General features: G+C 60.9%; 29 protein-coding genes. 11 read left to right on the forward strand and 18 right to left on the reverse strand.

The genetic code is table 11. From position 1 onward, the window contains the following. Positions 1–180: 180 nt before the first annotated feature. From AC4IHP_RS23460 to AC4IHP_RS23475, 4 genes are all read right to left on the reverse strand, one after another. Positions 181–1,176 (reverse strand): hydrolase, encoded by a 996-nt coding sequence (locus AC4IHP_RS23460; protein ID WP_490832881.1) that lies wholly within the window; start codon positions 1,174–1,176, stop codon positions 181–183. A gap of 65 nt (positions 1,177–1,241) precedes the next feature. Beyond that, the gene (gene rsmD, locus AC4IHP_RS23465; protein ID WP_039757533.1) at positions 1,242–1,856 is read right to left on the reverse strand and encodes a 16S rRNA (guanine(966)-N(2))-methyltransferase RsmD; all 615 of its coding nucleotides are present in this window, start codon (positions 1,854–1,856) and stop codon (positions 1,242–1,244) included. Further along, positions 1,856–3,346: a M16 family metallopeptidase gene (locus AC4IHP_RS23470; protein ID WP_460122093.1), complete on the reverse strand. Its 1,491-nt coding sequence runs from the start codon at positions 3,344–3,346 to the stop codon at positions 1,856–1,858. The genes rsmD and AC4IHP_RS23470 overlap by 1 nt, the downstream gene beginning before the upstream one ends. Then, entirely contained in the window at positions 3,339–4,694 is a 1,356-nt protein-coding gene (locus tag AC4IHP_RS23475; protein WP_490832882.1) for a M16 family metallopeptidase, read from the reverse strand. Before AC4IHP_RS23475 ends, AC4IHP_RS23470 begins: the two co-directional genes overlap by 8 nt. 608 nt (positions 4,695–5,302) lie before the next feature. Between AC4IHP_RS23475 and ftsY the strand changes: the two genes are divergently transcribed. The 4 genes from ftsY (at position 5,303) to rpoH (ending at position 9,456) form a co-directional block, all read left to right on the forward strand. After that, on the forward strand, positions 5,303–6,796 hold the full coding sequence (ftsY, locus tag AC4IHP_RS23480; protein WP_490832883.1) for a signal recognition particle-docking protein FtsY: 1,494 nt from the start codon (positions 5,303–5,305) through the stop codon (positions 6,794–6,796). Then, the gene (gene ftsE / locus AC4IHP_RS23485) at positions 6,793–7,464 is read left to right on the forward strand and encodes a cell division ATP-binding protein FtsE (protein ID WP_016772715.1); all 672 of its coding nucleotides are present in this window, start codon (positions 6,793–6,795) and stop codon (positions 7,462–7,464) included. The genes ftsY and ftsE overlap by 4 nt, the downstream gene beginning before the upstream one ends. After that, the gene (gene ftsX / locus AC4IHP_RS23490; protein ID WP_434767019.1) at positions 7,461–8,486 is read left to right on the forward strand and encodes a permease-like cell division protein FtsX; all 1,026 of its coding nucleotides are present in this window, start codon (positions 7,461–7,463) and stop codon (positions 8,484–8,486) included. Before ftsE ends, ftsX begins: the two co-directional genes overlap by 4 nt. Positions 8,487–8,601: 115 nt before the next feature. Continuing rightward, a complete protein-coding gene (gene rpoH / locus AC4IHP_RS23495) occupies positions 8,602–9,456 on the forward strand; it encodes an RNA polymerase sigma factor RpoH (RefSeq protein WP_016772717.1) in 855 nt (284 codons plus the stop codon). A 150-nt stretch (positions 9,457–9,606) separates the two neighbouring features. Here rpoH and mtgA read toward each other — a convergent pair whose 3' ends face one another. Beyond that, complete coding sequence (mtgA, locus tag AC4IHP_RS23500; RefSeq protein WP_016772718.1) at positions 9,607–10,329, reverse strand: monofunctional biosynthetic peptidoglycan transglycosylase; 723 nt, start codon at positions 10,327–10,329, stop codon at positions 9,607–9,609. Positions 10,330–10,403: 74 nt separating this feature from the next. Between mtgA and AC4IHP_RS23505 the strand changes: the two genes are divergently transcribed. The 5 genes from AC4IHP_RS23505 (at position 10,404) to AC4IHP_RS23525 (ending at position 13,711) form a co-directional block, all read left to right on the forward strand. Then, positions 10,404–10,775: a DUF423 domain-containing protein gene (locus AC4IHP_RS23505; RefSeq protein WP_490832884.1), complete on the forward strand. Its 372-nt coding sequence runs from the start codon at positions 10,404–10,406 to the stop codon at positions 10,773–10,775. 182 nt (positions 10,776–10,957) lie between these two features. Next, a complete protein-coding gene (gene thiS, locus AC4IHP_RS23510) occupies positions 10,958–11,158 on the forward strand; it encodes a sulfur carrier protein ThiS (RefSeq protein ID WP_460122084.1) in 201 nt (66 codons plus the stop codon). 61 nt (positions 11,159–11,219) lie between these two features. Beyond that, positions 11,220–12,014 carry a thiazole synthase gene (locus AC4IHP_RS23515; RefSeq protein ID WP_041476820.1) on the forward strand — a complete coding sequence of 265 codons (795 nt, stop codon included), beginning with the start codon at positions 11,220–11,222 and terminating at the stop codon, positions 12,012–12,014. A gap of 9 nt (positions 12,015–12,023) precedes the next feature. After that, entirely contained in the window at positions 12,024–12,749 is a 726-nt protein-coding gene (trmB, locus tag AC4IHP_RS23520; RefSeq protein ID WP_016772721.1) for a tRNA (guanosine(46)-N7)-methyltransferase TrmB, read from the forward strand. 173 nt (positions 12,750–12,922) lie between these two features. Continuing rightward, a complete protein-coding gene (locus tag AC4IHP_RS23525) occupies positions 12,923–13,711 on the forward strand; it encodes a hypothetical protein (protein WP_490832885.1) in 789 nt (262 codons plus the stop codon). A 123-nt stretch (positions 13,712–13,834) separates the two neighbouring features. On the opposite strand, the gene AC4IHP_RS23530 is transcribed toward AC4IHP_RS23525, so the two are convergent. The 10 genes from AC4IHP_RS23530 to AC4IHP_RS23575 all read right to left on the reverse strand — a co-directional run bounded on the left by AC4IHP_RS23530 (position 13,835) and on the right by AC4IHP_RS23575 (position 21,226). Beyond that, positions 13,835–14,383: an RNA 2'-phosphotransferase gene (locus AC4IHP_RS23530; protein ID WP_460122080.1), complete on the reverse strand. Its 549-nt coding sequence runs from the start codon at positions 14,381–14,383 to the stop codon at positions 13,835–13,837. Positions 14,384–14,521: 138 nt separating this feature from the next. After that, positions 14,522–14,845 (reverse strand): DUF3392 domain-containing protein, encoded by a 324-nt coding sequence (locus tag AC4IHP_RS23535; RefSeq protein ID WP_008083808.1) that lies wholly within the window; start codon positions 14,843–14,845, stop codon positions 14,522–14,524. A gap of 22 nt (positions 14,846–14,867) precedes the next feature. After that, positions 14,868–16,073, reverse strand: a complete 1,206-nt coding sequence (hemW, locus tag AC4IHP_RS23540) for a radical SAM family heme chaperone HemW (protein ID WP_490832886.1) — start codon at positions 16,071–16,073, stop codon at positions 14,868–14,870. Further along, positions 16,070–16,666, reverse strand: coding sequence for an RdgB/HAM1 family non-canonical purine NTP pyrophosphatase (gene rdgB / locus AC4IHP_RS23545; protein WP_122506139.1), 597 nt, complete (start codon positions 16,664–16,666; stop codon positions 16,070–16,072). Before rdgB ends, hemW begins: the two co-directional genes overlap by 4 nt. Beyond that, positions 16,663–17,097, reverse strand: a complete 435-nt coding sequence (locus AC4IHP_RS23550) for a DUF4426 domain-containing protein (protein WP_434767014.1) — start codon at positions 17,095–17,097, stop codon at positions 16,663–16,665. Before AC4IHP_RS23550 ends, rdgB begins: the two co-directional genes overlap by 4 nt. A gap of 26 nt (positions 17,098–17,123) precedes the next feature. Then, the gene (metW, locus tag AC4IHP_RS23555; protein ID WP_024014659.1) at positions 17,124–17,744 is read right to left on the reverse strand and encodes a methionine biosynthesis protein MetW; all 621 of its coding nucleotides are present in this window, start codon (positions 17,742–17,744) and stop codon (positions 17,124–17,126) included. Between the two features lie 7 nt (positions 17,745–17,751). Then, positions 17,752–18,891 (reverse strand): homoserine O-succinyltransferase MetX, encoded by a 1,140-nt coding sequence (metX, locus tag AC4IHP_RS23560; RefSeq protein ID WP_323165018.1) that lies wholly within the window; start codon positions 18,889–18,891, stop codon positions 17,752–17,754. A 205-nt stretch (positions 18,892–19,096) separates the two neighbouring features. Continuing rightward, the gene (locus tag AC4IHP_RS23565; RefSeq protein ID WP_434767013.1) at positions 19,097–19,687 is read right to left on the reverse strand and encodes a YggT family protein; all 591 of its coding nucleotides are present in this window, start codon (positions 19,685–19,687) and stop codon (positions 19,097–19,099) included. 10 nt (positions 19,688–19,697) lie between these two features. Beyond that, positions 19,698–20,516 (reverse strand): pyrroline-5-carboxylate reductase, encoded by an 819-nt coding sequence (proC, locus tag AC4IHP_RS23570; protein WP_490832887.1) that lies wholly within the window; start codon positions 20,514–20,516, stop codon positions 19,698–19,700. A 23-nt stretch (positions 20,517–20,539) separates the two neighbouring features. Next, positions 20,540–21,226 carry a YggS family pyridoxal phosphate-dependent enzyme gene (locus tag AC4IHP_RS23575; protein WP_016772731.1) on the reverse strand — a complete coding sequence of 229 codons (687 nt, stop codon included), beginning with the start codon at positions 21,224–21,226 and terminating at the stop codon, positions 20,540–20,542. A 56-nt stretch (positions 21,227–21,282) separates the two neighbouring features. Between AC4IHP_RS23575 and AC4IHP_RS23580 the strand changes: the two genes are divergently transcribed. Further along, a complete protein-coding gene (locus AC4IHP_RS23580; RefSeq protein WP_016772732.1) occupies positions 21,283–22,317 on the forward strand; it encodes a type IV pilus twitching motility protein PilT in 1,035 nt (344 codons plus the stop codon). Between the two features lie 94 nt (positions 22,318–22,411). Here AC4IHP_RS23580 and AC4IHP_RS23585 read toward each other — a convergent pair whose 3' ends face one another. Beyond that, positions 22,412–23,029, reverse strand: a complete 618-nt coding sequence (locus AC4IHP_RS23585; protein ID WP_024014657.1) for a C40 family peptidase — start codon at positions 23,027–23,029, stop codon at positions 22,412–22,414. A gap of 248 nt (positions 23,030–23,277) precedes the next feature. Here AC4IHP_RS23585 and AC4IHP_RS23590 point away from each other — a divergent pair, with 248 nt between their 5' ends. Further along, positions 23,278–23,712: an NINE protein gene (locus tag AC4IHP_RS23590; RefSeq protein ID WP_039757549.1), complete on the forward strand. Its 435-nt coding sequence runs from the start codon at positions 23,278–23,280 to the stop codon at positions 23,710–23,712. A gap of 97 nt (positions 23,713–23,809) precedes the next feature. Here the strand turns inward: AC4IHP_RS23590 and AC4IHP_RS23595 are convergent, their stop codons facing one another. Together AC4IHP_RS23595 and AC4IHP_RS23600 are read right to left on the reverse strand one after the other, a co-directional pair. Beyond that, complete coding sequence (locus AC4IHP_RS23595) at positions 23,810–25,081, reverse strand: dihydroorotase (RefSeq protein ID WP_460122068.1); 1,272 nt, start codon at positions 25,079–25,081, stop codon at positions 23,810–23,812. Further along, a complete protein-coding gene (locus AC4IHP_RS23600) occupies positions 25,078–26,082 on the reverse strand; it encodes an aspartate carbamoyltransferase catalytic subunit (protein WP_016772736.1) in 1,005 nt (334 codons plus the stop codon). The genes AC4IHP_RS23595 and AC4IHP_RS23600 overlap by 4 nt, the downstream gene beginning before the upstream one ends. Positions 26,083–26,096 lie beyond the last annotated feature (14 nt).

The following is a 26,096-nucleotide window of genomic DNA, read 5'->3' on the forward strand; positions in this document are numbered from 1 at the left end:
GGGTCGCCTTCGCGAGCAGGCTCGCTCCCACAAAGTCTTTTGTCGCATCGCAAAATCTGACCAAAGCGCAGATCCCTTGTGGGAGCGGGCTTGCTCGCGAAAGCGGTGGGTCAGTTATCACTTCATTACCTGACGGACGCCTTCGCGAGCAGGCTCACTCCTGCAAGGGATATGCGGCGCTCAATGACCGAGTGCGGCCAGCCACTGCGGTATGCGCCGTTCCAGGTAATACCCGGGCCTGCGCACCGAGCCTTCGACGAAGCCGACGTGACCGCCACGCGCCTGCAATTCGAGCCGGGTGCAGGCTGACAACTCGTCGGCGTGCGGCAGGCTGTGGGGAAATACGAACGGATCGTCCGCCGCCTGAATGATCAGCGTCGGCGTGCGGATTTCGCCGAGGTAGTAGCGGCTCGAGGCGCGGCGGTAGTAATCCTCGGCATCGGTGAAACCATGCAGTGGCGCGGTGACCCGGCCGTCGAAATCCCAGAATGTGCGCATGTTTTCCAGCGAGCCGAGCGCGGCCAGTTTTGCCAGGCCGTCTTCGCGCCCGTCATGCTGGAACTGGCGCTGCTTGTTCCTGATGTAGGCGACCATCTCCCGCATGAAGTGCGCCTGATACACCCGCGAAAACCCCTGGCCGATGCGATCAGCACATTGATCGAGGCGGAACGGTACCGACACCGCCACCGCACCGAGCACGCCGCTGTCGCTGCCGGTTTCACCCAGATGCTTGAGCAGCACATTGCCGCCCAGTGAATAACCGACTGCGTACAACGGCGCCAACGGTCGTTTCGCGCGCAGATGCTGGATGGCTTCGGCCAGGTCTTCGCTGGCGCCGGAGTGGTAGCTGCGCGGCAACAGATTCGGCTCGCCGGAACAACCGCGCCAGTTCAGCGCGACGCTGGCCCAGCCCTGCTCGGCCAACGCCTTTTGGATGCCCGCCACGTAGGGCGAATTGGACGATCCGGTCAGCCCATGCAGCACCAGCACCAAGGGCGCCTCGGCACTGTGCGGGCCGTGCCAGTCGAGGTCGAGGAAGTCGCCGTCCTCGAGCCACAGGCGTTCGCGTTCGCGCTCGATGTGCACAGTCTTGCGCCACAGCGGACCCCACAGGGTTTGCAGATGCGGGTTGCCAAGGCCGAAGGCGGGGATGAAGCGTTCTGGCGAAGGGGGCACGATGATTCTCGATGGGCTTGTGGCGAGGGAATACGCCCCCTCGCCGCATGTTGCTTGCGACCTTGTCAGCCGGCGATGTCCGCCGTGCGCTGCCACAACGCGTAAAAAACCCGACCGGATTTCTGTTCACGATGCAGGCGCCAATTGCCCGGCAGGCCCAGCGTTGATGGCGCTGTTTCGCTTTCAGTGTAGATCCACGAATCGGCCGCCAGCCATTGGCGCTCTTCCAGCAAAGTACAAACTGCCGGCAACAGGTTCTGGTTGAACGGCGGGTCGAGGAACACCAGATCGAACGGCGTCGCGGTCTGGGTTTCCAGATAGCGCAGCGCGTCGGCGGTTTGTACTTGGCCGTTGGTGCAGCGCAAGGTGCCGAGGTGTTCTTTCAGGCTGGAAACCGCAACGTTGCTGGCGTCCAGCGCCTGAGCGGTAGCCGCGCCACGGGACAGCGCTTCGAGAAACAGCGCGCCGCTGCCGGCGAACGGGTCGAGCACTTTCGCCCCTTCGACGTACGGCGCGAGCCAGTTGAACAGGGTTTCACGCACGCGGTCCGGGGTCGGGCGCAGGCCCGGCGCGTCAGGGAAGCTCAGCTTGCGGCTGCGCCACTGGCCGCCAATGATGCGCAGCTGATTGACGCCGTTGTGCACGTTTTGCACAGGTTTTTTCGGTGCTCGAGTCGCCATTAATGCTCCGGAACCCCGAGCGGTTGCTCGGCAGGTTTATCAGATGGGGCCGGTAACGGCTTTTGCGGCACGGTCGGGCCAGCGGTGACGATGACCATTTTCTCCGTGCTCAGGTGTTTGTTCAGCGCATCGCGCACCTGCTCTACGGTCAGGCTCTGCGACTGCCGCATGAAATCGTCGAGATAGCTCAGCGGCAGATTATAGAAGCCCATCGCGCCGAGTTGGCCAACGATGTCGGCGTTGCTCGCGGTGGACAGCGGGAAGCTGCCGGCCAGCTCGCGCTTGGCATCGTCGAGTTCTTTCTGCGTCGGCCCGGTTTTCAGGTAGTCGGCGAGTACGTCCTGCACCAGTTTCAGGGTGCCTTCGCTCATCTCGGCGCGGGTCTGCAGGTTGATCATGAACGGACCACGGGCCTGCATCGGGCTGAACGCCGAATACACGCCGTAGGTGAGGCCACGCTTCTCGCGCACTTCGCTCATCAGACGCGTACCAAAGCCACCGCCGCCGAGGATCTGATTACCCAGCGACAGCGCGGCGTAATCCGGGTCGTCGCGATCAATGCCCAGTTGCGCGAGCATCAGGTTGGTCTGTTTCGACGGAAATTCGATGTGGTTGACGCTGGCCGTCGGTTCCTGCGGCGCAGCGATCTTCGCCAGCGCCGGGCCTTTCGGCAGGGCAGAGGAAACCTGATTGGCGATCGCTTCGGCTTCAGCTCGCGACAGATCGCCGACCAGCGCGATCACCGCATTACCGGCGGCGTAGGCCTTGGCATGGAACTCGCGCAATTGCGCGACGGTGATCTTCGGCACGCTTTGCGGATTGCCGTCGCTGGAATGTGCGTACGGATGATCACCATACAGGCGCTTCATCAGCTCCAGGCTGGCGAGTTTGCCGGGGTTCTGTTTCTGATATTCGAAACCGGCCAGCAGCTGGTTCTTGATGCGCGCGAAGGAATCGGCGGGAAAGGTCGGTTTACCGACCACATCGGCGAACAGTTTCAGCGCCGGTTCACGCTGCTCAGGTGCGCTCAGGCTGCGCAGCGAAGCCAGCGCCATGTCCTTGAATGCACCGTTGCCGAAGTCGGCGCCGAGGCCTTCAAACCCTTGAGCGATGGCGCCGACGTCTTTGCCGGCGATGCCTTCGTTGAGCATGGCGTTGGTCAGCACCGCGAGGCCGGGGACGTTGCCGTCCTGGCTGCTGCCAGCGGCGAAGATCAGGCGCATGTCGAACATCGGCAGCTCATGCGCTTCGACGAACAGCACTTTCGCGCCTTCAGCAGTGTTCCAGGTCTGCACATCAAGCTTGCGGCTGGCCGGGGCCTTGCCGTCGAGTTCGGCCAGCGATTGCAGTTTCTGGCTGGACTTGGCGTTATCCAGTGCTTCGCTGGCCTTGCTGTCAGCGCTTGGCGACAAATAAACCGCTGCCGAGCCAATCACCGCGACAGCAATCAGGCCGAGCAGCATCAGGCGTGGGGTTTTGCGCTCACTCATGAGTCGTCTCCAAAGGCAGGACGTGGGCGACGCTGAGACGTTCGCGGGTGAAATACTTTTTCGCAGCGTTCTGGATGTCTTGCGGGGTCACGCTTTCCAGATCGGCCAGTTCGGTGTCCATCAGCTTCCACGACAGGCCGACCGTTTCCAGTTGACCGATCGCGGTGGCCTGGCTGGTGATCGAGTCACGCTCGTAGACCAGGCCGGCGATGACTTGAGCGCGGACGCGTTCCAGCTCTTCGGCAGACGGCGCAGTGGTTTTCAGCTGCTCGAGCAGTTTCCACAAACCGGCTTCAGCCTGAGCGATGGTCTTTTTCTTCTGTGTGTTCGGCGTCGCCGACAGGGTGAACAGACTGTCACCACGGGTGTAGGCGTCATAGTCCGACGAGCCGCCGGAGACCAGCTCTTCGCCGCGTTCCAGTTGCGTCGGGATGCGCCCGCTGTAGCCGCCGTCGAGCAGCGCCGAGATCAGGCGCAGGGCGTTGACCGAGCGTTTGTCTTCAGCGGTAGCAATGCTCGGCACGTTGAAGCCAAGCATCAGGCTCGGCAGTTGGGTTTGCACGCGCAGGGTGATCTGGCGTTCGCCGGGCTCGCCCAGTTCCAGCGGCTTTTTCGCCGGTGGCACTTCGCGTTTGGCGACCGGGCCGAAATAGCGCTGGGCGAGGGTTTTCACTTCGTCCGCAGTGACGTCACCGACCACCACCAGCGTAGCGTTGTTCGGCGCGTACCAGGACTGGTACCAGTGGCGCAGTTCCTCGACTTTCATGCGGTCCAGGTCAGCCATCCAGCCGATGGTCGGCGTGTGATAACCGCTGGCCGGGTAGGCCATAGCCTTGTAGCGTTCGTAGGCCTTGGACATCGGCTTGTCATCGGTGCGCAGGCGGCGCTCTTCCTTGATGACTTCGATTTCCTTGGCGAACTCGTCGGCCGGCAGGCGCAGGTTGGCCATGCGGTCGGCTTCCAGCTCGAAGGCCACGCCGAGACGATCCCGGGCCAGCACCTGGTAATAAGCCGTGAAGTCGTCGCTGGTGAACGCGTTCTCTTCGGCGCCGAGGTCGCGCAGGATCAGCGACGCTTCGCCGGGGCCGACTTTTTCGCTGCCCTTGAACATCATGTGCTCGAGCGCGTGCGACAGACCGGTCTGGCCCGGAGTCTCGTAGCTGGAGCCGACCTTGTACCAGATCTGCGAAACGACCACCGGCGCACGATGGTCTTCGCGCACGACGACCTTGAGGCCGTTGTCGAGGGTGAATTCATGGGTCGGTTGCGGGTCGGCCGCCAGGGCCGAAAGGGGCAGGCAGACTGCGCTGAGCAGCAGGCCAGCAGCGCGGCGGGCAAGAGCATTCATTCGTTTTTCAACCTGTTGGGCTGCCCGCTTGGTCTTAGCGTCGGCGGGCGAGAGGTAGGGCGTGTCATTGATCATTACCAGTACCGCGCCGGCGCCTGATAGTGTGCAGGGCAAGGCGCGAGGAGTGTGGTTTGGTTGTTCCAAATAAACTTCGAGCAACGCAGCCCTGCACACTATCAGGCCCGGCCCTCCGGGTGGCGCCTGAAAACGGGCCATACTGCGTTGCAGCCCTTGGCAAGGAAAGCACATTCCCTGCGGCCTGCGCCTTGTCTGGCCCGTTTTCAGGCGGCCACGCGGTACTGGTAATGATCAATGACACGCCCTAGGATACTGATCCGTTTTACCGGCGACCACGCCTACCAGACTTCGAACGCTGATTGGGCTGTATGGGTTCATGGCAGAAGGCGGCTGTTTATCGACTAGACTGCGCTTTTTCGCCGATTTTTACCGGTTTAACTCTTCGTTAAAACGATCCTTGAGGTGCCTTTGGCGCCTCGACAAAATGTTGCGCGTGAACAAGCTGGGTGAAACACAGTCTGTTCTGCATCGAATATTTATTTGCCGGGGCGCCCTTATGGCGCGTCGCTACCGTGAGATAGCCGTCCTCCATGTTTGGTTCCAACGACGACAAGAAGAGCCCAGCTGCGGCTGGCGAGAAGAAAAGCCTGTTCGGATGGCTGCGGAAGAAACCGCAGGAACCCGTCGTCGAACAGCCGCCCGCGATTCCTGAGCCGGCTCCCGCGCCAGCTCCTGTAATAGAAGAAGAGCCGGCGCCGATTGTGCTGCCGATCGCCGAACCGGTGCTGCAACCGGAGGTTGAGGCCGAGCCCGAAACGCCGGCCGCTGCCGAGTTGCCGCTGACGCCCGCCGCCGAGCCGTGGCTGACCTTGCCAGTGGCAGAAGAGCCGGTCGCGCTGGTTGAAGAAGCAGCGCCGCATGTGACGCCAGTGATTCCTGCGCCGGTTGCCGAAGTGGCTGCGCAGCCTGCGCCTGAGCCGGTTGTCGCGCCAGCGCCGGTCGTTGCCGAGCCGATTGCCCCGATTGCCCCGGTTGTCCAGCCGTCCGAGCCTGAGCCCGCACCGCTTGCCGTTGCGCCGGTTATCGCTCCGATCGTGCCGGTCGAAGTCCCTCTAGAAACGCCCGTCGAAACCCCGCGCACCGAAGAAACCAAAGCCGGTTTCTTCGCCCGCCTCAAGCAAGGCCTGTCGAAGACCAGCGCCAGCATCGGCGAGGGCATGGCCAGCCTGTTCCTCGGGCGCAAGACCATCGACGATGACCTGCTCGATGACCTCGAAACCCGTCTGCTCACTGCCGACGTCGGCGTCGAAGCCACCACGCAGATCATCCAGCGCCTGACCCAGAAGGTCGCGCGCAAGGAACTGGCCGACGCCGATGCGCTGTACAAGTCGCTGCAGGCTGAACTGGCCGCGATGCTCAAGCCGGTCGAACAACCGCTGAAGATCGCCTCGCAGAACAAGCCGTTCGTGATTCTGGTGGTCGGCGTCAACGGTGCCGGCAAAACCACCACCATCGGCAAACTGGCGAAGAAGCTGCAACTGGAAGGCAAGAAAGTCATGCTGGCGGCCGGTGATACCTTCCGCGCCGCTGCCGTGGAGCAATTGCAGGTCTGGGGCGAGCGCAACAAGATTCCGGTGATCGCTCAGCACACTGGCGCCGATTCGGCTTCGGTGATCTTCGACGCGGTGCAAGCGGCCAAGGCCCGTGGCATCGACGTGCTGATCGCTGACACCGCCGGTCGTCTGCACACCAAAGACAACCTGATGGAAGAGCTGAAAAAGGTTCGCCGGGTGATCGGCAAACTCGACGCCGACGCCCCGCATGAAGTGCTGCTGGTGCTCGACGCCGGTACTGGCCAGAACGCGATCAATCAGGCCAAGCAGTTCAACCAGACCGTCGAACTTACGGGCCTGGCGCTGACCAAGCTCGACGGCACCGCCAAGGGCGGGGTGATTTTCGCCCTGGCCAAGCAGTTCGGCCTGCCGATCCGTTACATCGGCGTCGGTGAAGGCATCGACGATTTGCGTACCTTTGAAGCCGAACCCTTTGTCCAGGCACTGTTTGCCGAGCGGGAGCGTTCATGATTCGTTTCGAACAGGTCGGTAAACGCTACCCGAACGGTCACGTCGGCTTGCATGAGCTGAGCTTTCGAGTCCGTCGTGGCGAGTTCTTGTTTGTCACCGGCCACTCCGGTGCCGGTAAATCCACGCTGTTGCGCCTGTTGCTGGCAATGGAACGGCCGACCAGCGGCAAACTGCTGCTCGCCGGGCAAGACCTGAGCACCATCAGCAACGCACAAATTCCATTTCTGCGCCGGCAGATCGGCGTAGTTTTCCAGAACCACCAGTTGCTGTTCGATCGCACGGTGTTCAACAACGTCGCGTTGCCGCTGCAGATTCTCGGCCTGTCCAAGGTCGAAATCGCCAAGCGCGTCGATTCGGCGCTGGAACGCGTGGCGCTGTCGGACAAATCCGATCTGTACCCGGGCGATCTGTCCACCGGCCAGCAACAGCGCGTCGGTATTGCCCGCGCCATCGTGCATCGCCCGGCCTTGCTGCTGGCGGACGAACCGACCGGTAACCTCGACCCGCGCCTGGCCGCTGAAATCATGGGCGTGTTCGAAGATATCAACCGCTTGGGCACCAGCGTGCTGATCGCCAGTCATGACCTGGCGCTGATCGCGCGCATGCGTCATCGCATGCTGACCCTGCAACGCGGCCGATTGATCGGCGACGGGGAGGCCGGGGTATGAGTGCAACACGCAGTCCGAAGGTTTCCGAGCGTGTGGCCCCGAAGGCCGCCGATCCGCAACCGCAGAAGAAGAAAAAGCACGACGATGACGACGGCCCGGACTTCGCCACGCTGTTCCACGCCTGGATCGAAAGCCATCGCGCCAGCCTGCTCGACAGCCTGCGCCGTCTCGGCAAACAGCCGATCGGCAGCTTCTTCACCTGCATGGTGATGGCCGTGGCGTTGAGTCTGCCGATGGGGCTTTCGCTGTTGCTCAATAACGTCGAGCGTCTTGGCGGTTCCTGGCAACGCGCGGCGCAGATTTCCCTGTACCTGCAACTCGACGCCAGCCCGGAACAGGGCGAGTCCCTGCGTGAGCAGATCAAAGGCATGCCCGGCGTAGCTGATGCCGAATATGTCGGCCGTGATCAGGCGCTGGAAGAGTTTCAGCAGCAGTCCGGCCTGGGCGAAGCCCTGCGTGAGCTGCCCGAGAACCCTTTGCCGGGTGTGGTGCTGGTGACACCGAACGAAGTCGACAAGCCAACACTCGAAGCATTAAGACAAAAACTTTCCGAGCTGCCCAAGGTACAACAGGCGCAACTTGATCTAGTCTGGGTCGAGCGTCTGGCCGCCATCCTCAAGCTTGGCGACCGCTTTGTCTTCGGTCTGACGGTGCTTTTGGTGTCTGCATTACTTTTGGTGATAGGCAATACCATTCGTCTTCATATTGAAAACCGCCGCACCGAGATAGAAGTGATTAAACTCGTCGGCGGCACTGACAGTTATGTGCGTCGCCCTTTCCTTTATATGGGTGCGTTGTATGGCTTCGGTGCAGGGCTGTTGTCCTGGGGTGTATTGGCGTTCGGCCTCGACTGGCTGAACGATGCGGTGGTTGGACTGGCCGGTTTGTACGGCAGTGATTTCGCCCTGGCCGGCGTGCCAGTGGCCGACGGTCTGTCGCTCTTGCTTGGCGCGGTGCTGTTGGGTTATATCGGTGCATGGATTGCAGTCGCACGTCATCTCAGGGAGCTGGCGCCGAAGTAGAATCTTTTTTGCGCGTGATTGACCTTGCGGTTTTTATGGGAACTTGTACCTGAGTTCCCGGTCAATTTTTCGCAGTGCCGAGAGGCACGAGTATGTAAGTGGGAGGTTTTTTCGTATGACCAATTCTTTGCAACCTGCGTATGCGCTGGTTCCGGGTGCGAACCTGGAAGCCTACGTGCACACCGTCAACAGCATTCCATTGCTGACGCCGGAGCAGGAGCGTGAACTGGCCGAGAGTCTCTACTATGAGCAGGATTTGGGGGCGGCTCGGCAGATGGTGCTCGCCCACCTGCGTTTTGTCGTACACATTGCCCGTAGCTATTCCGGCTACGGTCTGGCTCAGGCTGACCTGATCCAGGAAGGTAACGTCGGCCTGATGAAGGCCGTCAAGCGCTTCAACCCGGAAATGGGTGTGCGGCTGGTGTCGTTTGCCGTGCACTGGATCAAGGCGGAAATTCACGAGTTCATCCTGCGCAACTGGCGCATTGTGAAAGTCGCGACCACCAAGGCCCAGCGCAAGCTGTTCTTCAACCTGCGCAGCCAGAAGAAGCGTCTGGCGTGGCTGAACAACGAGGAAGTCCACCGTGTGGCGGAAAGCCTTGGCGTCGAACCACGTGAAGTGCGCGAGATGGAAAGCCGTCTGACCGGCCACGACATGGCCTTCGACCCGGCTGCCGAAGCCGACGACGACAGTGCTTTCCAGTCTCCGGCCAACTACCTGGAAGACCACCGGTACGACCCGGCGCGTCAACTGGAAGATGCCGACTGGAGCGACAACTCCAACACCAACCTGCACGAAGCACTGGAAGTGCTGGACGAGCGCAGCCGTGACATCCTCTACCAGCGCTGGCTGGCGGAAGAAAAAGCCACGCTGCATGACCTGGCGCAGAAGTACAACGTGTCGGCCGAGCGAATCCGTCAGCTCGAAAAGAGCGCGATGAACAAGCTCAAGTTGTCGATCGCCGCGTAACTGGCGAATCCGCAATAAAAAACGCCCCGATCAGCGATGATCGGGGCGTTTTCATTTGGAAGATCAAAAGATCGCAGCCTTCGGCAGCTCCTACAGGTGAAACGCAATCCCATGTAGGAGCTGCCGAAGGCTGCGATCTTTGCTTTTGATTTATTCAGCCCAAGGCGCCCGCCGCGAATCATTCAGCCCAAGCAAATAGCTGTCCCCGCCCAACTGACTCATCTGCTGGCGAATCCACCCAGCCCGGCGCGATACATAACCGGTTGGATGACTCGCGCTCCACACCCGTGGATTGGGCAGTACCGCCGCCAGATAACTCGCCTGCTGACGCGACAATGACTTCGCACTCACGCCAAAGTGGTGGCGGGCCGCCGCTTCAGCGCCAAACACGCCGTCATCCCACTCGACGCTGTTCAGGTACACCTCAAGAATCCGCTGCTTGGGCCAAAACACCTCGATCAGCGCGGTAAACCAGGCTTCCAGGCCTTTGCGCAGATAACTGCGGCCGGACCACAAAAACAGGTTTTTCGACACTTGCTGGCTCAAGGTGCTGGCGCCGCGAATCGAGCCGCCCAGCTCGTTGTGGGCGAGGGCGGCCTGGATTGCGCGCAGATCGAAACCCCAATGTTCAGGGAATTTCTGGTCCTCGCCAGCAATTACCGCCACTTTCAGGTCATCGGAGATTTCGTCCCACGGTTTCCAGGTGCGCTGCAGGTCAATCGGCTCGCCGTCGACCCAGGATTCGACCTTGCGCTCGACCATCAGCGCCGTGCCCGGCGGTGGCACGAAGCGGAACACCAGCACCAGCAAGACACTGCCACCGGCGAACCAGAGCAGAGCCTTCGTGAGACGACGGAAAATTGAACGCAGCATAGAGATGGCTTGGCCGAACCCGTGGAGCGGGCCATTATACAGACCCTGCCGATCGCGTCTGACTGGAGTTCCCCATGCTGCGTGGCTTTTTGATGCTGGCCGCTTTTTTCGGATTTACCGGTGTTGCGCTGGGCGCTTTCGCCGCCCATGGCCTGAAAAACCGCCTGACCCCGGAATACCTGACGATTTTCCATACCGGCGTCACCTATCAATTGGTGCACACTCTTGCGCTGTTCGGGGTGGCGCTGCTGGCCACGCAAATTCAAGGGCGCCTGATCAGTTGGGCCGGGGTGTCCTTCACCGTCGGCATTGTGTTGTTCTCCGGCAGCCTGTATCTGCTGACCATGACCGGCATCAGCAAGCTCGGCATCATTACCCCGTTTGGAGGCCTCGCGTTTCTCATCGGTTGGGTCTGCCTCGGCCTCGCTGCTTGGCGCCTATCCTGAATCTGACGCTCCCTCCTGTAGGAGCTGCCGAAGGCTGCGATCTTTTTGATTTTGTTTTTCAAGATCAAAAGATCGCAGCCTTCGGCAGCTCCTGCACGGACGTGTTTCAAGACGAATGGCTTGGGTCAGCCTGACTGATCGGGCTAGAATGCCAGCCCCTAAAAATGATGGCGGCGTTGTGCATGCGCATTCAGTTGAACGGTGAGTCCTTTGAATTGCCCGACGGTGAAACCGTTGCGGGCCTGATCACTCGTCTGGAGCTGACCGGGCGCCGTGTGGCCGTAGAGCTCAATCTGGACATCGTCCCGCGCAGCCAGCATGCCGATACCCCATTGAGCGACGGCGACAACGTCGAAGTGGTCCACGCCATCGGCGGCGGTTGATTGTCCCGGCCCGCAAGGGCACAGAATTGTGCAAGACCCTCACCCTTAAAGAGGATTCCCCATGAGCATCGTTCGCAGCGACAAGCCTTTTGTGCTGGCCGGTCGTACTTACCAGTCGCGTTTGCTGGTCGGTACCGGCAAGTACCGTGACATGGAAGAAACCCGCCAGGCCATCGAAGCCTCGGGTGCCGAGATCGTCACCTTCGCCGTGCGCCGCACCAACCTGGGCCAGATCGAAGGCGAGCCGAACCTGCTCGAAGTGCTGTCGCCGGATCGCTACACCTTTCTGCCGAACACCGCCGGTTGCTATGACGCCATCGAAGCCGTGCGTACCTGCCGCCTCGCGCGTGAGCTGCTCGACGGTCACAACCTGGTGAAGCTGGAAGTGCTGGCCGACCAGAAAACCCTGTTCCCCAACGTAATCGAAACCCTCAAGGCCGCCGAAACGCTGGTCAAGGAAGGCTTCGACGTGATGGTCTACACCAGCGATGACCCGATCATCGCTCGCCAGTTGGCGGAAATCGGCTGCATCGCCGTCATGCCGCTGGCCGGCCTGATCGGCTCCGGTCTGGGCATCTGCAATCCATACAACCTGCAGATCATCCTCGAAGAAGCCAGGATTCCTGTGCTGGTCGATGCCGGTGTCGGTACTGCTTCCGACGCGACCATCGCCATGGAGCTGGGTTGCGACGCCGTACTGATGAACTCGGCCATCGCCCACGCCCAGCAACCGGTGATGATGGCGCAAGCCATGCAACACGCCATCGTCGCTGGTCGCCTGGCGTACCTCGCCGGCCGCATGCCGAAAAAACTCTATGCCAGCGCCTCTTCGCCGCTGGATGGTCTGATCAAGTAAGAGCCATTGATGACTGAATCGAACGACACGCCTGTCCAGCCGGACGAAGGCGACGAGCGCCAACACCGCCGCATCAAGAGTTTCGTGATGCGCGCCGGGCGCATGACCGAAGGCCAGCAACGCGGCCTGGACCAGGGCGCGCCGCTGTACGTGCTGCCGCTGGCCGATGCGCCGGTCGATTACGACCAGGTGTTCGGCCGCTCGGCGCCGCGCTCGCTGGAAATCGGTTTCGGCATGGGCCACTCGCTGCTGGAAATGGCCGCCGCTGCTCCAGAGCAGGATTTCATCGGTGTTGAAGTGCACCGTCCGGGTGTCGGCGCGCTGCTCAATGGCGTGCTGACCCAAGGGCTGACCAACCTGCGCGTCTACGATTGCGACGCGATCGAAGTGCTCAACCGCTGCATCGCCGACAACAGCCTCGATCGCCTGATGCTGTTTTTCCCGGATCCGTGGCACAAGAGCCGCCACCACAAGCGTCGTATCGTTCAGGCCTCGTTCGCTGAACTGGTGCGCAGCAAGCTCAAGGTCGGCGGCATTCTGCACATGGCCACCGACTGGGAGCCGTACGCCGAGTACATGCTGGAAGTGATGAACGTCGCCCCGGGCTACCGCAACCTTGCCGAAGACGGCAAATGCGTCCCGCGCCCGGCCGAACGCCCGATCACCAAGTTCGAACGCCGTGGCGAACGTCTTGGCCATGGCGTGTGGGATCTGAAGTTCGAAAAACTCTCTTAATCATCACGCAACACCCCTGTAGGAGCTGCGGCACGCTGCGATCTTTTGATCTTGATTTTGAAGATCAAGGATTGCAGCGTGCCGCAGCTCCTACAGTTGTTTCTGGCGTTTGCTCAAGTTTGGCCATGATCCGCCGAAAGCTCGAGGTCACCATTTGTAAAGGAAGACAAATCTTGAAAGCCATTTTTGCCTGCACGCTGGTTCTGGGTCTGCTGTTTTGTGCAGCGTGCGAACGGGTAGTCAGCCCCGAGGAATACTTCGCGAGTGCGCAGAGAACGGCGGCAAAGATCGAGCGCGACGCCAATGACCGGCTCAAGCGTGAGGCCGCCGGGGAAAGCGTGCAATACACCCCTGAACAGTTGCGCGTTGCCGAAGGTGATCTCGAGGCTCTTGTGGACAACCTCAAGCATGCGTCGGACGGCGGGCACACGCTGGCCACCTATCTTCTGGCCAGCCTGCAGGACAACCCGATGTTTTCCGAGCAGACGCGCTTACAGACCTGTGGTCTTTATCAGCAGGCCATGGATGATGGATTGTTAGCGGCTGCGGTGGGCTATTACCATTTGTGCGACAAGGCGTATGAACGATTTGATGCGCAAAATCCTGATCATTTGAAATTCTTGCAGTCTCTCGAGCAGTTGCTGCTCAAGCCTGATACGCATGCTGACGACTATCCGTTGCAGGCCAAACGTTCGCTGTGTTTCGAAGAAAACGGGGCGCCTGCCGGCAAGGTCGGGCCGCTGGCCGCCATGCGAGCCCGCGCAGCTGGCTTGGTATTGTCCGAAGACCAGTTTCGGGCTGAGGCCTACTACATACTCGCGTTGACTCGTGTAAACGGCAGCGATCTGCGCGACAGCGGCAATATCGAACACTTCGATAAAGCGATAGCGCTGGGCTGCAAGGATTCCGTTGGCCTCAAGGCGATCCTTCAGGCGCAGAGCCGCTTATCGAAGAATCATTGAACCAGGGCCCAATAGTGGGAGCGAGCCAGCTCGCGAAGAGGGGTGTCAGTCGGCGTGAATGTTGAGTGTCAAACAGCTATCGCGAGGAGGCTCACTCCTACAGTAGTTATGAGTGTCTCGGATTTACAGTTTGGTCATGAAGCGCGCAGGTACGTGGTCTGTCAGCCATACGCCGTTTTCGGCCTGATAGAACTTGAAGCCTTCTTCCTGCATTTGCTGCGCCGCGACTGCGAGGACCACTACGCTGCCGTAGCGTTGACCTACGGAAGTAGCAGTGACGATCTCTTCCGAAAGATGTACATGATGGCGTGATCCAGGGATTAAACCTTGTGCATTGATCGAATCGAGAAAACGCGTGGCTGTGCCGTGATACAGCGTTTGCGGTGGGTGTTTCTCGTCGAACTGCAACTCGACAGTCTTCGTCGAATGGCCCTGAACAGCGCGGATGCACAAGCCGTCAGTGGAAATCGCAAAACGCTTTTTGTCGCTACTTGTCACCACTGTTTCAATCAAATCGCGATCGAGGTTATGACCGTCACGCGCGGCGCCATTAATCAATGCGTCGATATCTGCCCAGCCATCCAAGTCCAGCGTGAGACCAATCGCTTGAGGCTGGTGACGCAACACGAAGCTGAGAAATTTGCTCGTCTCATCCAGTAGTTTTTTACTCATGAACTTCCCTTTCATTGCGATCAACTGTGGGAGCGAGCCTGCTCGCGAAAGCGGTCTGACAATCAACGATGATGTTGGATGTCATGACGCCTTCGCGAGCAGGCTCGCTCCCACGGTCGTTTCGGGGTGTTTGCGGAGTCAGCGGCGATCGGCAACCACGCCGATCAGCACCAGTACCACCAGCAGCACCGGCGCCAGGCTGTAGTTGTTGAACTGGCTCAGGCCTTTGATCACCCACGGCGTGGCGTAGATCAGCGCGGCGCCGCTGCCGATCAGGCAGAGCAGGGCCATCAGGGGCACGCGCAGGGCGCCGGCGATGCTGCCCAGGCGTTGCTCGACCCAGCCTTTGAAGTCGGCGCCGAACAGCACCAGCAGGCAACCGACCAGCGCCAGAGCGATTTCCGAGAGATTGCTGCGGCTCCAGCGGGAGACGGTGGCCAGCAGGTCGAGTATCAAATCCATGCGTTTTCCCTTTGAGCTGAAGTCAGTTCAGAAATTGTTGCAGCAAATCGTTGAGGAACAGCTGGCCGCGTTCGGTCGCCGCCAGGCGTGACGGTTCGACCTGCAACAGGCCGCTTTGTTCGGCCTCGCGGCGGCCTTCGGCGAGGGTCTCCAGCGACAGACCGGTGCGTTCCGGATACAGGCGCGATTCGACCCCGGCAGTCAGGCGCAGGGCGTTCATCAGGAACTCGAACGGCATCTCGTCATTGCTCAGGGATTTCTCGCCGGCCTGAAAACTTTTCGCCGGGTTCAGATAATCCTTCGGCAGGCGGGTTTTCCATGTGCGCACGATGCGCCCGTCCGGGTGACTCAGCTTGCCATGGGCGCCGGCGCCGATGCCGATGAAGTCGCCAAAACTCCAGTAATTGAGGTTGTGCCGCGCTGGTCGCCCGGCCTGGGCGTACGCCGACACTTCGTATTGCGCGTAACCGTGCTCGGCCAGCAGCGCCTGGCCAGCTTCCTGAATGTCCCACAGCGTGTCGTCTTCCGGCAGCACTGGCGGCTGATTCCAGAACACCGTGTTCGGCTCCAGCGTCAGTTGATACCAGGAAATGTGCGTCGGCTTCAGGGCGATGGCCTGGCGCAGATCGCTCAGGGCATCGTCCAGCGACTGATCGGGCAAACCATGCATCAGGTCGAGGTTGAAGTTATCGAACCCGGCCTGCTGCGCCATGCCTGCCGCACGCACGGCTTCGTCACCGTTGTGGATGCGGCCGAGTGCTTCGAGCTTTTCCTGCTGAAAGCTCTGGATGCCGATCGACAGGCGATTGATCCCCAACTTGCGGTAAGCGACAAACTTCTCTTGCTCGAACGTGCCCGGATTCGCCTCAAGGGTGATTTCGATGTCGGCGGCGAACGGGATGCGTTGCTCGACGCCCGTCAACAAGCGTCCAAGGGCTTCGGCGCTGAACAGGCTCGGCGTCCCGCCACCAAAAAAAATCGAGGTCAGCTCACGGCCATACACCGCATGCAGATCCTGATCGAGATCGGCCAGCAGCGCGTCGACGTATTCCTGCTCCGGCAGCACCGGGCTGGCAGTGTGCGAGTTGAAATCGCAATACGGGCATTTGCGCACACACCACGGGATGTGGATGTACAGCGCCAGGGGCGGCAGGGTTGGCAGCGGTGCCCGAGGCGAGGACGCGGCGCCGCCGATGATCAGCGACGACGCGGAAGAATCAGTGGTCATTTCAAGCCCAGACGCTGGCGCAGCAGATCCATTGCACGGGCGCGGTGGCTGATCTGGTTCTTGTCGGCCGGGCTCAGCTCGGCGCTGGAGCAATCGCGCTCCGGCACCCAGAACAGCGGGTCGTAACCGAAACCGTGTGCGCCGCTGGCTGCGTTGAGGATGCGCCCGTGCCACAGGCCTTCGCAGAGGATCGGCAGCGGATCATCGGCGTGACGCACCAGCGCCAATACGCAAACGAATTGCGCACCGCGCTCGGCTTGCGGCACGTCCTTCAGCGCATCGAGCAGTTTGGCATTGTTCGCCGCATCGCCCTGACCGTCGGCATAACGCGCCGAGTAGATGCCCGGCGCACCACCAAGGAAATCCACTGCCAGCCCGGAGTCGTCGGCCAGTGCCGGCAGCCCGGAAATGCGCGCGGCGTTGCGGGCCTTGAGGATCGCGTTTTCGACGAACGACAGGCCGGTTTCTTCCGGTTCGACCTTGCTCCACTCGCCAATCGAGCGCAGTTGCACCGAGTCGCCGAGCATGGCCTGGAGTTCTTTGAGTTTGCCGGCGTTATGGCTGGCCAGTACGAGCTGCTTGATGTTCATCATTCGCCGGGAAAGAGTTCTTGGTTGAAATTGATGGTGTTGATCTTGTCGCCGTTCTGCACCTTGATTTCAAAGGTGCGGGTTTCCTGCTGCGGCACTGGGTACTGGGCAATGTAGTAGATCGCGCCCTGTTCGGTGACCTGGCGGAATTTCAGCGCCACGCTGTTGCTGGTCAGGTCCTTGATCGTGCCGGTGACGCTGGCGATCACCGGTTTGCCGTCCTTGACCACGGAGACGTTGATCACGCCCTGGTTCTTGCTGCGGATCAGCTCGGCAGCCTTGGCGATGTCCGGTTGCAGGAACGTCGAGTTGAACGTGTTGTAGTGCACCGTGATGTCACCGAAGGTTTCCTTGCGTTCACCCTTGATGACATCCGCCGCCACGGCGCCAGCGCTCAGGCAGGCGGTGAGTAACAGCAACGCTAGACGACTCATGTTCGTGCTCCTTCAAATGCCCTGGCTCAGACCGCGACTCGGTGGTCCGCCAACTGGGGACTGCTGACGCGGTAGATACCGATTTCACCTAACAGATTAGGCCATAGCTTACTGGCCCACCCGTGGCGGTGCTGTTGATCCACGGCAAGCCGATCAATGACCTTCGCGTCACGTTCGCGGCACAGTTCCTCGAAATCCTCGAAGGTGCAGAAGTGGATGTTCGGCGTGTTGTACCAGGTGTAGGGCAGGAATTCCGAGACCGGCATGCGGCCCTTGCTCGCCAGATACCAGCGGCAGCGCCAGTGGCCGAAATTGGGGAAGGTGATGATGCACTGACGGCCGACCCGGAGCATTTCGTCGAGGATCTTGTCCGGGTAATGCACCGCTTGCAGGGCCTGGGTCATGACGACGATGTCGAAACTGTTGCTGGCGAAGTTGCCCAGGCCTTTGTCCAGATCCTGCTCGATGACGTTGATGCCCTTGGCCACGCACTCGGCGATGTTGTCGGCGTCGTTTTCCAGGCCATAACCGGTGACGTTCTTGTTGTCGCGCAGCCAGGTCAGCAGCTCGCCGTCACCGCAACCGAGGTCGAGGACGCGGCTGCCGGCGGGGATCCATTCCTGAATGATTTCCAGATCAGCTCTCATGGCTTTCTCACAACGAAATGCGGTTCATGTAATTGCCGAACGCCTGCAAGTAACGCGGGATCGGAATCAGGAAGGCGTCGTGGCCCTGGGGGGCGTCAATTTCCAGATAACTGACGTCCTTGCGCGCGGCCATCAGCGCATCCACCAATTCCCGCGAACGGGCGGGGGAGAAGCGCCAGTCGGTGGTGAACGACATCACGCAAAACTTGGCGGTGGCTTTTTCGAAGGTTTTCGCCAGATCATCGTCGAAGTTCGCCGCCGGATCGAAGTAATCCAGCGCTTTGGTCATCAACAGATAGGTGTTGGCATCGAAGCGCCCGGAGAACTCTTCGCCCTGATATCGCAGATAGCTTTCGACCTGGAACTCGACACTGTGGAAGTCGTAGTTGAGCTTTTCGCTCTTCAGGCCACGGCCGAATTTCTCACCCATGGAATCATCGGACAGATAGGTGATGTGCCCGACCATGCGCGCCAGCATCAGCCCGCGCTTGGGGATCACACCGGCTTCCTGGAACGAACCACCGTGGAATTCCGGATCGGTGAGGATCGCCTGACGCGCGACTTCGTTGAAGGCAATGTTCTGCGCCGACAACTTCGGTGCCGAGGCGATGGCCAGGCAGTGACGCACGCGATCCGGGTAAGTGATGGTCCATTGCAGCGCCTGCATGCCGCCGAGGCTGCCGCCGATCACCGCTGCCCACTGGCCGATGCCGAGCAAATCAGCGAGGCGCGCCTGGCTGTGCACCCAGTCTTCCACGGTGAGCACCGGGAAATCGGCGCCGAACGGCTTGCCGGTTTCCGGGTTGATACTGCTCGGGCCGGTGGAGCCGTTGCAGCCACCGAGGTTGTTCAGGCTGACCACAAAGAACTTGTTGGTGTCGATCGGCTTGCCGGGGCCGATGCAGCTGTCCCACCAACCGGGCTTGCGGTCGTCGACGCTGTGATAGCCGGCGGCGTGATGGTGGCCGGACAGCGCGTGGCAGATCAGCACGGCGTTGCTCGCCTGGGCGTTCAGCGTGCCGTAGGTTTCATAAATCAGGTCATAAGCGGCCAGCGAACGGCCACAGGCCAGCGTCAGCGGTTCGCTGAAATGCGCGGTTTGCGGCGTTACCAGACCAACAGAATCGGCGGGAAAGGCAGTTGGCATCGACCCTGCTCTCGTTGAAATGAGGCGTAAGTCTAAAGACCGGGGGGGTTAGCGGCAAGCAACGATCAGGTCCGGCGTTTTCGCTTCGGATCGAGGTGCAGCCATTTGCGAGCAGGCTCGCCCCCACAGTTGAAATGCATTCCCATGTGGGATCGAGCCTGCTCGCGAAAAAGGCGACTCGGTCAGTCAGACCGAACGCACTGGCTTACATCAGCAAACGCAGAATCTCCGGCATCATCGTCATCGCCGCCAGATTGTTGATCACCAGCATGTCGATCAGTTTCAGCGCAAGGAAGGCGAAGATCGGCGACAGATCCAAGCCGCCCAGGTTCGGCAGGAAGCGGCGGAACGGTGCCAGCGCCGGTTCGCAGATCTGGTTGACCAGTTCAGCGCCCGGATTGTGGCTGCCCGGTGCGACCCACGACAGAATCACGCTGATGATCAGGGCGAAGAAGAAGATCTTCAGGAACAGTGCGGTGACGCCGATCAGCGACCAGATCAACAGCTGCAGCGGGTTGCCGGTGGTGCCGTAGGTCAGCAGCAGGGTCAGTGCCATGAGCAGCAGTTGCACCAGGATTGCCAGCACCAGCGACGACATGTCGAGGCCGAACACGCTCGGGATGATCCGGCGCAAAGGCTTGAGCAGCGGCTGGGTGGCCTTGACCACGAACTGGCACAGCGGGTTGTAGAAGTTCGCCCGCACCAGTTGCAGGACGAAGCGCAGCAGCACGATCAGCAGGTACAGGCTGCCGAGGGTTTGCAGCACGTAAACCGCTGCGGTGTTCAATCCGATCATGTAAGGCTCCTTATTTGCCCAGTTGTTCGGCCATTTCGGCCGAGCGGTGCGCGGCGGCGCCGAGTGCGGTTTCAACCAGCGCTTCGAAGCCGCCAGCCTGGAATGATTTGATCGCAGCTTCCGTGGTGCCATTCGGCGAGGTCACGCGGCGGCGCAGTTCGGCTGCATCGACATCGCTGGACACCGCCATGTGCGCGGCGCCCAAGGCGGTCTGCACGGTCAGTTGCTCAGCGATTGCTTTCGGCAGGCCCAGTTTGACGCCAGCGGCGGTCATCGCTTCGATCAACAGGAAGAAGTATGCCGGGCCGGAGCCGGACACTGCGGTGACTGCGTCCAGTTGCTGTTCTTCGTCCAGCCACAGGGCGATGCCGACGGCGGACAGCAGCTCTTCGGCTTGCTGGCGCTGCTCGGCGGTTACTTCGCTGGTCGCGTACAGACCGCTGACACCCTGACGCAGCAGCGCCGGAGTATTGGGCATGCAGCGCACGATCGGCTGTTCGCCGAGCCACGCGGTCATGCTCGCGCAGGTGATGCCAGCGGCAATCGACACCACCAGTTGATTAGGCTTGAGGCTCGGGCGAATCGCCTCGCACACGGCTTTCATCGCCTGGGGCTTGACCGCCAGGACGATGACATCGACGCCGTCGATGGCCTGGGCGTTATCTGCGAAGGTTTCGATGCCGTGCTCGGCGCTGACCTTGGCGCGGGTGTCTTCGCCCGGATCGCTAGCGCGGATCTGCGCCGCTTCCAGACCTTTGGCGCGCAAGCCGCCAATCAGACTGGCCGCCATGTTGCCCGCACCGATAAACGCAATTCGTGTGTTGCTCATGTGTGGTCCTTATCTGGAAACGTTCAAGACTGGGAATAATCTCTGGCGCCAAACAGCGCGGTACCGATCCGCACCCAGGTGGCGCCTTGGGCGATGGCCGACTCGAGGTCGTGGCTCATGCCCATGGACAGTGTGTCGAGCGGCAGAGCGAGGCTCGCCTGCAATGCCTGCACGGCGGCGAAGGCAGCGTCCTGTTCGGCGCGCTCCTCGGTCGGCTCGGGAATCGCCATCAAACCGCGCAGTTTCAAGCGTGGCAACGCGCTGATGGCCTCGGCCAGCGCCGGCAGATCGGCCGGAGTACAGCCGGATTTGCTCGCTTCGCCGCTGACATTGACCTGAATGCAGATGTTCAGTGGCGGCAGTTCGGCCGGGCGTTGTTCGGACAGGCGTTGGGCAATTTTCAGACGATCCACGGAGTGCACCCAGTCGAAATGCTCGGCAATCGCGCGAGTCTTGTTCGATTGAATGGGGCCGATGAAGTGCCAGATCAAGGGCAGGTCGGCCAGCTCCAGCTGTTTGCCCAGGGCTTCCTGCAAGTAGTTTTCGCCGAAGTCGCGCAGGCCCGCCGCATAGGCTTCCCGTAGGGCCTGGGCGGGTTTGGTCTTGCTCACGGCGAGCAAATGGATGCTGTTTTCGTCGCGGTGCGCGGCTTTGGCCGCTGCCTGGATGCGCGAACTAACCTGAAGGATGTTGTCTGCTATCGTGGACATCAAGAGGCGCCGGCGGTCTGTAGGTTCGCGGCATTCTACTGGAATTGAGGGACGCTATGGATATCACTGAACTGCTGGCCTTCAGCGCCAAACAGGGCGCTTCCGACCTGCACCTGTCGGCCGGCCTGCCGCCGATGATCCGCGTCGATGGCGACGTGCGGCGGATCAATCTGCCGGCGCTGGACCACAAGCAAGTGCACGATCTGATCTACGACATCATGAACGACACCCAGCGCATCGAATTCGAGAAAAATCTGGAAACGGATTTTTCCTTCGATGTACCCGGCGTGGCGCGCTTTCGCGTCAACGCCTTTAACCAGAACCGTGGCGCCGGAGCGGTGTTCCGCACCATTCCGTCGAAAGTGCTGAGCATGGAAGACCTTGCCATGGGCGACGTTTTCCGCAAGATCACCGATGCGCCGCGCGGGCTGGTCCTGGTCACCGGGCCGACCGGCTCGGGCAAGTCGACCACGTTGGCGGCGATGATCGATTACCTCAACACCCATCGCCATCACCACATCCTCACCATCGAAGACCCCATCGAGTTCGTTCACGAATCGCGCAAATGCCTGATCAATCAGCGCGAAGTCCACCGCGATACCCGCAGCTTCGCCACTGCACTGCGCTCGGCCCTGCGTGAAGACCCGGACGTGATTCTGGTTGGCGAGATGCGTGATCTGGAAACCATTCGCCTGGCGCTGACCGCCGCCGAGACCGGGCATCTGGTGTTCGGCACGCTGCACACGACCTCGGCGGCGAAGACCATCGACCGCGTGGTCGACGTGTTTCCCGGCGACGAGAAGTCGATGGTTCGCTCAATGCTGTCGGAGTCGTTGCTGGCGGTGGTGTCGCAGACGTTGATCAAGAAGATCGGCGGCGGGCGGGTGGCGGCGCATGAAATCATGCTGGGGACATCGGCGATCCGTAACCTCATTCGCGAGGACAAGGTGGCGCAGATGTATTCCGCGATTCAGACCGGCGGGTCGTTGGGGATGCAGACACTCGATATGTGCCTGAAGGATCTGGTGACCAAAGGCTTGATCAGCCGCGAGCATGCGCGGGAGAAGGCGCGCACCCCGGATAATTTCTAGCAGGCAAAAGCAGAAGATCGCAGCCTTCGGCAGCTCCTACAGGGAAACGCTGATCCCAATGTAGGAGCTGCCGAAGGCTGCAATCTTTTGATCCTTAACGCTGGACTACGCGCAGTTGCTGTTGTTCTTTCGGCAGTACGCGCTTGGCCACGACGTAATGCTTTTCCCAGTACGGCTTGTTCAGCGTGTCGATGCTCACCGCTTTGCCACGGCGCGGGGCGTGGATGAAGCGGTCGTTGCCCAGGTAGATGGCAACGTGATTGACCCGACGGCTCTTGATGTTGAAGAAAATCAGATCGCCCGGCTTCAGATCCTTGCGCTCGACTTTCTCGCCGTGACCGCTGGCCATGGCATTGGAGGTGCGTGGCAGGTCGAACGTAGCGTCGTTGAACGCATATTTCACCAGACCGCTGCAATCGAAGCCTTTACTTGGGCTGCTGCCGCCCCAACGATAAGGTGTACCGAGGACGTTTACCGCACGGCTCAGCACATTGCTGCTTTCCTTGCTCGCCATCGGTGGCACCAGCTTGCTGCGGCTCTTGCTGCTCAGCGTGGTGGTCTTGCTCTTGCTGCTTTTGCTCGATGGAGCCGAAGCATGGGATTTAGGGGTGAAGCCGTTGACGTTGGGAAGACGTTGCTCACGATTGGTGGCGTGGGCGGCCAGTGGCATTAATAGGCAAATAGTCAGCCATGTCTTGAAAAATGGTCGCATTAGGCGTGGCTCATAAGTGATAGCGCGCAACTTTATAACAGCTTTTTTTGCCGTTCCGAGGCCGTTCATCGATTCATTCGGCTGGCTACGGAACCAAAAACGCTCAAAAAGTACGCAATTGTCCGACAGAAGTCAGGTTCTACAAGGGTTTCGCGCTAGCAACGGTAACATTTGCCATACGTCGGCCACCTGTAAAAAAGTCACAAAGAAATGAAGAATATTTATCTATCGAGTGCAATGAGGTCTTAATGAACAGCTATCAGTTACCCCGCGTGAAGGAAAAAGACACTCACAGCAAAGTCATCGGCTACCTGCTATGGATTTTCGGATTCACCGGGGCGCACCGCTTTTATTACGGCAAGCCGGTGACCGGGACGATCTGGTTCTTCACCTTTGGTTTGCTGGGGATTGGCTGGCTGATCGACGTGTTTCTGATCCCGGCGATGGATCGCGAGGCCGACCTGCGCTTTGCTGCCGGGCCGATCGAGTACAACGTCGCGTGGATCCTGCTGACTTTCCTCGGCGTGTTCGGCGTGCACAGGATGTATCAAGGCAAGTGGATCAGCGGTTTGCTGTATCTGCTGACGGGCGGGTTGTTCTTTATTGGCGTGCTGTATGACTTCTGGACCCTGAACGATCAGGTCTCGGTGCGCAACGCGCAGAATCGCGGCGCCTTCCAGTAAGTTTTTGCCAGATCAAAAGATCGCAGCCTGCGGCAGCTCCTACAAATTGGAACGCATTCCATTGTAGGAGCTGCCGCAGGCTGCGATCTTTTACTTTTTAGGCTTGGTGGGTAATCCGCCCATCCACCAGCGTATAGCGCACCACACCCGGCAGACTGTGCCCGATGAACGGGCAGTTCTCGCCCTTCGACAGCCAGTGTTCACCGGCCACCGTCGAAGCCTTCGGATCGAACAGCACGATATCCGCCGCACCGCCCACCGCCAGTTTGCCTGCCGGCAGACGCAGCGCTTCGGCCGGGCCTGCGCTCAGACGCGACAGCAGCGTCGGCAAGTCGAGCAAACCATCCTCGACCAGGGTCATCGCCAGTGGCAGCAGCAGTTCAACACTGCTGATACCCGGCTCGGTGGCACCGAACGGGGCCAGTTTGGCGTCGCGCTCGTGGGGCTGGTGATGGCTGGAGATCGCCGAAACCACCCCGGACTTCACCGCCTCACGCAGGCCATCGCGGTCAGCACGGGTGCGCAGCGGTGGTTGCACGTGGTAGAGACTGTTGAAGTCGATCAGCGCTTCGTCAGTCAGGATCAGCTGATACAACGCAACATCCGCCGTTACCTTCAAGCCACGGGCCTGCGCCTGGGCAATCAGTGCCACACCGCGCGCACTGGTCAACTGGCTGAAATGCGCACGCACGCCGGTCTGCTCGACCAGCAGCAGATCGCGAGCGAGCGCCACAGTTTCGGCGGTTTCCGGGATGCCCGGCAGACCCAGGAAACTGGCGACCGCGCCTTCGTGGGCCAGACCGCCCTCGGCCAGATCGTGATCCTGCGAGTTGAAAATCACCGTCAGGTCGAAAGTCGCCGCGTATTCCAGCGCCCGGCACAGGGTGCGGCTATTGCGGAAGCTTTCCAGGCCATTGCCGAACGCCACGCAACCGGCGTCGCGCAGAGCGACCAGTTCGGCCAATTGCTCGCCATCGAGACCTTTGCTCAGCGCGCCGATCGGGAACACCTTGGTGTTGCCGGCCTCGCGGGCGCGGTCGAGGATCAGCTCAGCCACGGCGGAGGTGTCGAGCACCGGTTTGGTCTTCGGCGGGCAGCACAGGCTGGTCACGCCACCGGCGGCGGCGGCGCGGGTTTCGCTGACGATCGAGCCTTTGCGGCTGTAGCCCGGCTCGCGCAGGGCAACGTTGAGGTCGACCAGGCCAGGCGCGGCCACCAGGCCTTGGGCATCGATGGTTTCCACTGCGCTGAAACCGGCCGGGGCGGCGCCGAGGGCGACGATCTTGCAGGCTTCAACGTGGATGTCGGTGATTTGATCCAGGCCGCTGCTGGGATCGATGACGCGTGCGCCGAGAATGCTGAGCTTCACTGGGCGTTCTCCTGCTCGAATTGACGTTGCGCAGTCTGCCCGCTCATGGCCATGGACAGCACGGCCATACGAATCGCGATGCCGTAGGTCACTTGATTGAGGATCACCGAGTGCGGGCCATCGGCCACCGCAGACTCGATCTCCACACCACGGTTGATCGGCCCCGGATGCATGACGATGCAATCGGGTTTGGCCCCGGCCAGACGCGCGGTGGTCAGGCCGAACAGGCGATAGAACTCGCCTTCGCTGGGCAGCAGGCCGCCGGTCATGCGCTCACGCTGCAGGCGCAGCATGATCACCACGTCGACGTCTTTCAGACCTTCAGCCATGTCGGTGTAGACCTTGACGCCATACTGCTCGATGCCGATCGGCAGCAGGGTTTTCGGCGCGATCACACGGATGTCCGGGCAGCCGAGGGTTTTCAGCGCGAGCATGTTCGAGCGCGCCACCCGCGAATGCAGGATGTCGCCAACGATGGCGACCGAGAGGTTTTCGAAACCGCCCTTGTGCCGACGGATGGTGAGCATGTCGAGCATGCCCTGGGTCGGGTGCGCATGCCGGCCGTCGCCGCCGTTGATGATCGCCACCTGCGGGCAGACATGCTCGGCGATGAAGTGCGCCGCGCCCGAGTCGCCATGACGCACGACGAACATGTCGGCGGCCATCGCTTCGAGGTTGCGCAGGGTATCGAGCAGCGTTTCGCCCTTGCTTGCCGACGATGTCGACACGTTCAGGGTGATCACGTCCGCCGACAGTCGTTGGGCCGCCAGTTCAAACGTGGTGCGGGTGCGCGTGGAGTTTTCGAAGAACACGTTGCACACAGTCTTGCCGCGCAGCAACGGGACTTTCTTCACCGCCCGGGCACCGACTTCAAGGAACGAGTCGGCAGTGTCGAGGATTTCCGTCAGCAACTCGCGGCGCAGGCCGTCGAGCGAGAGGAAGTGGCGCAGCTGGCCCTGATCATTGAGCTGCAGCGGGCGCTTGGTATCTAGAGGCGTCATCGCGAGGGGGACTC

It is taken from the genome of Pseudomonas sp. UF-293, from assembly GCF_058245595.1.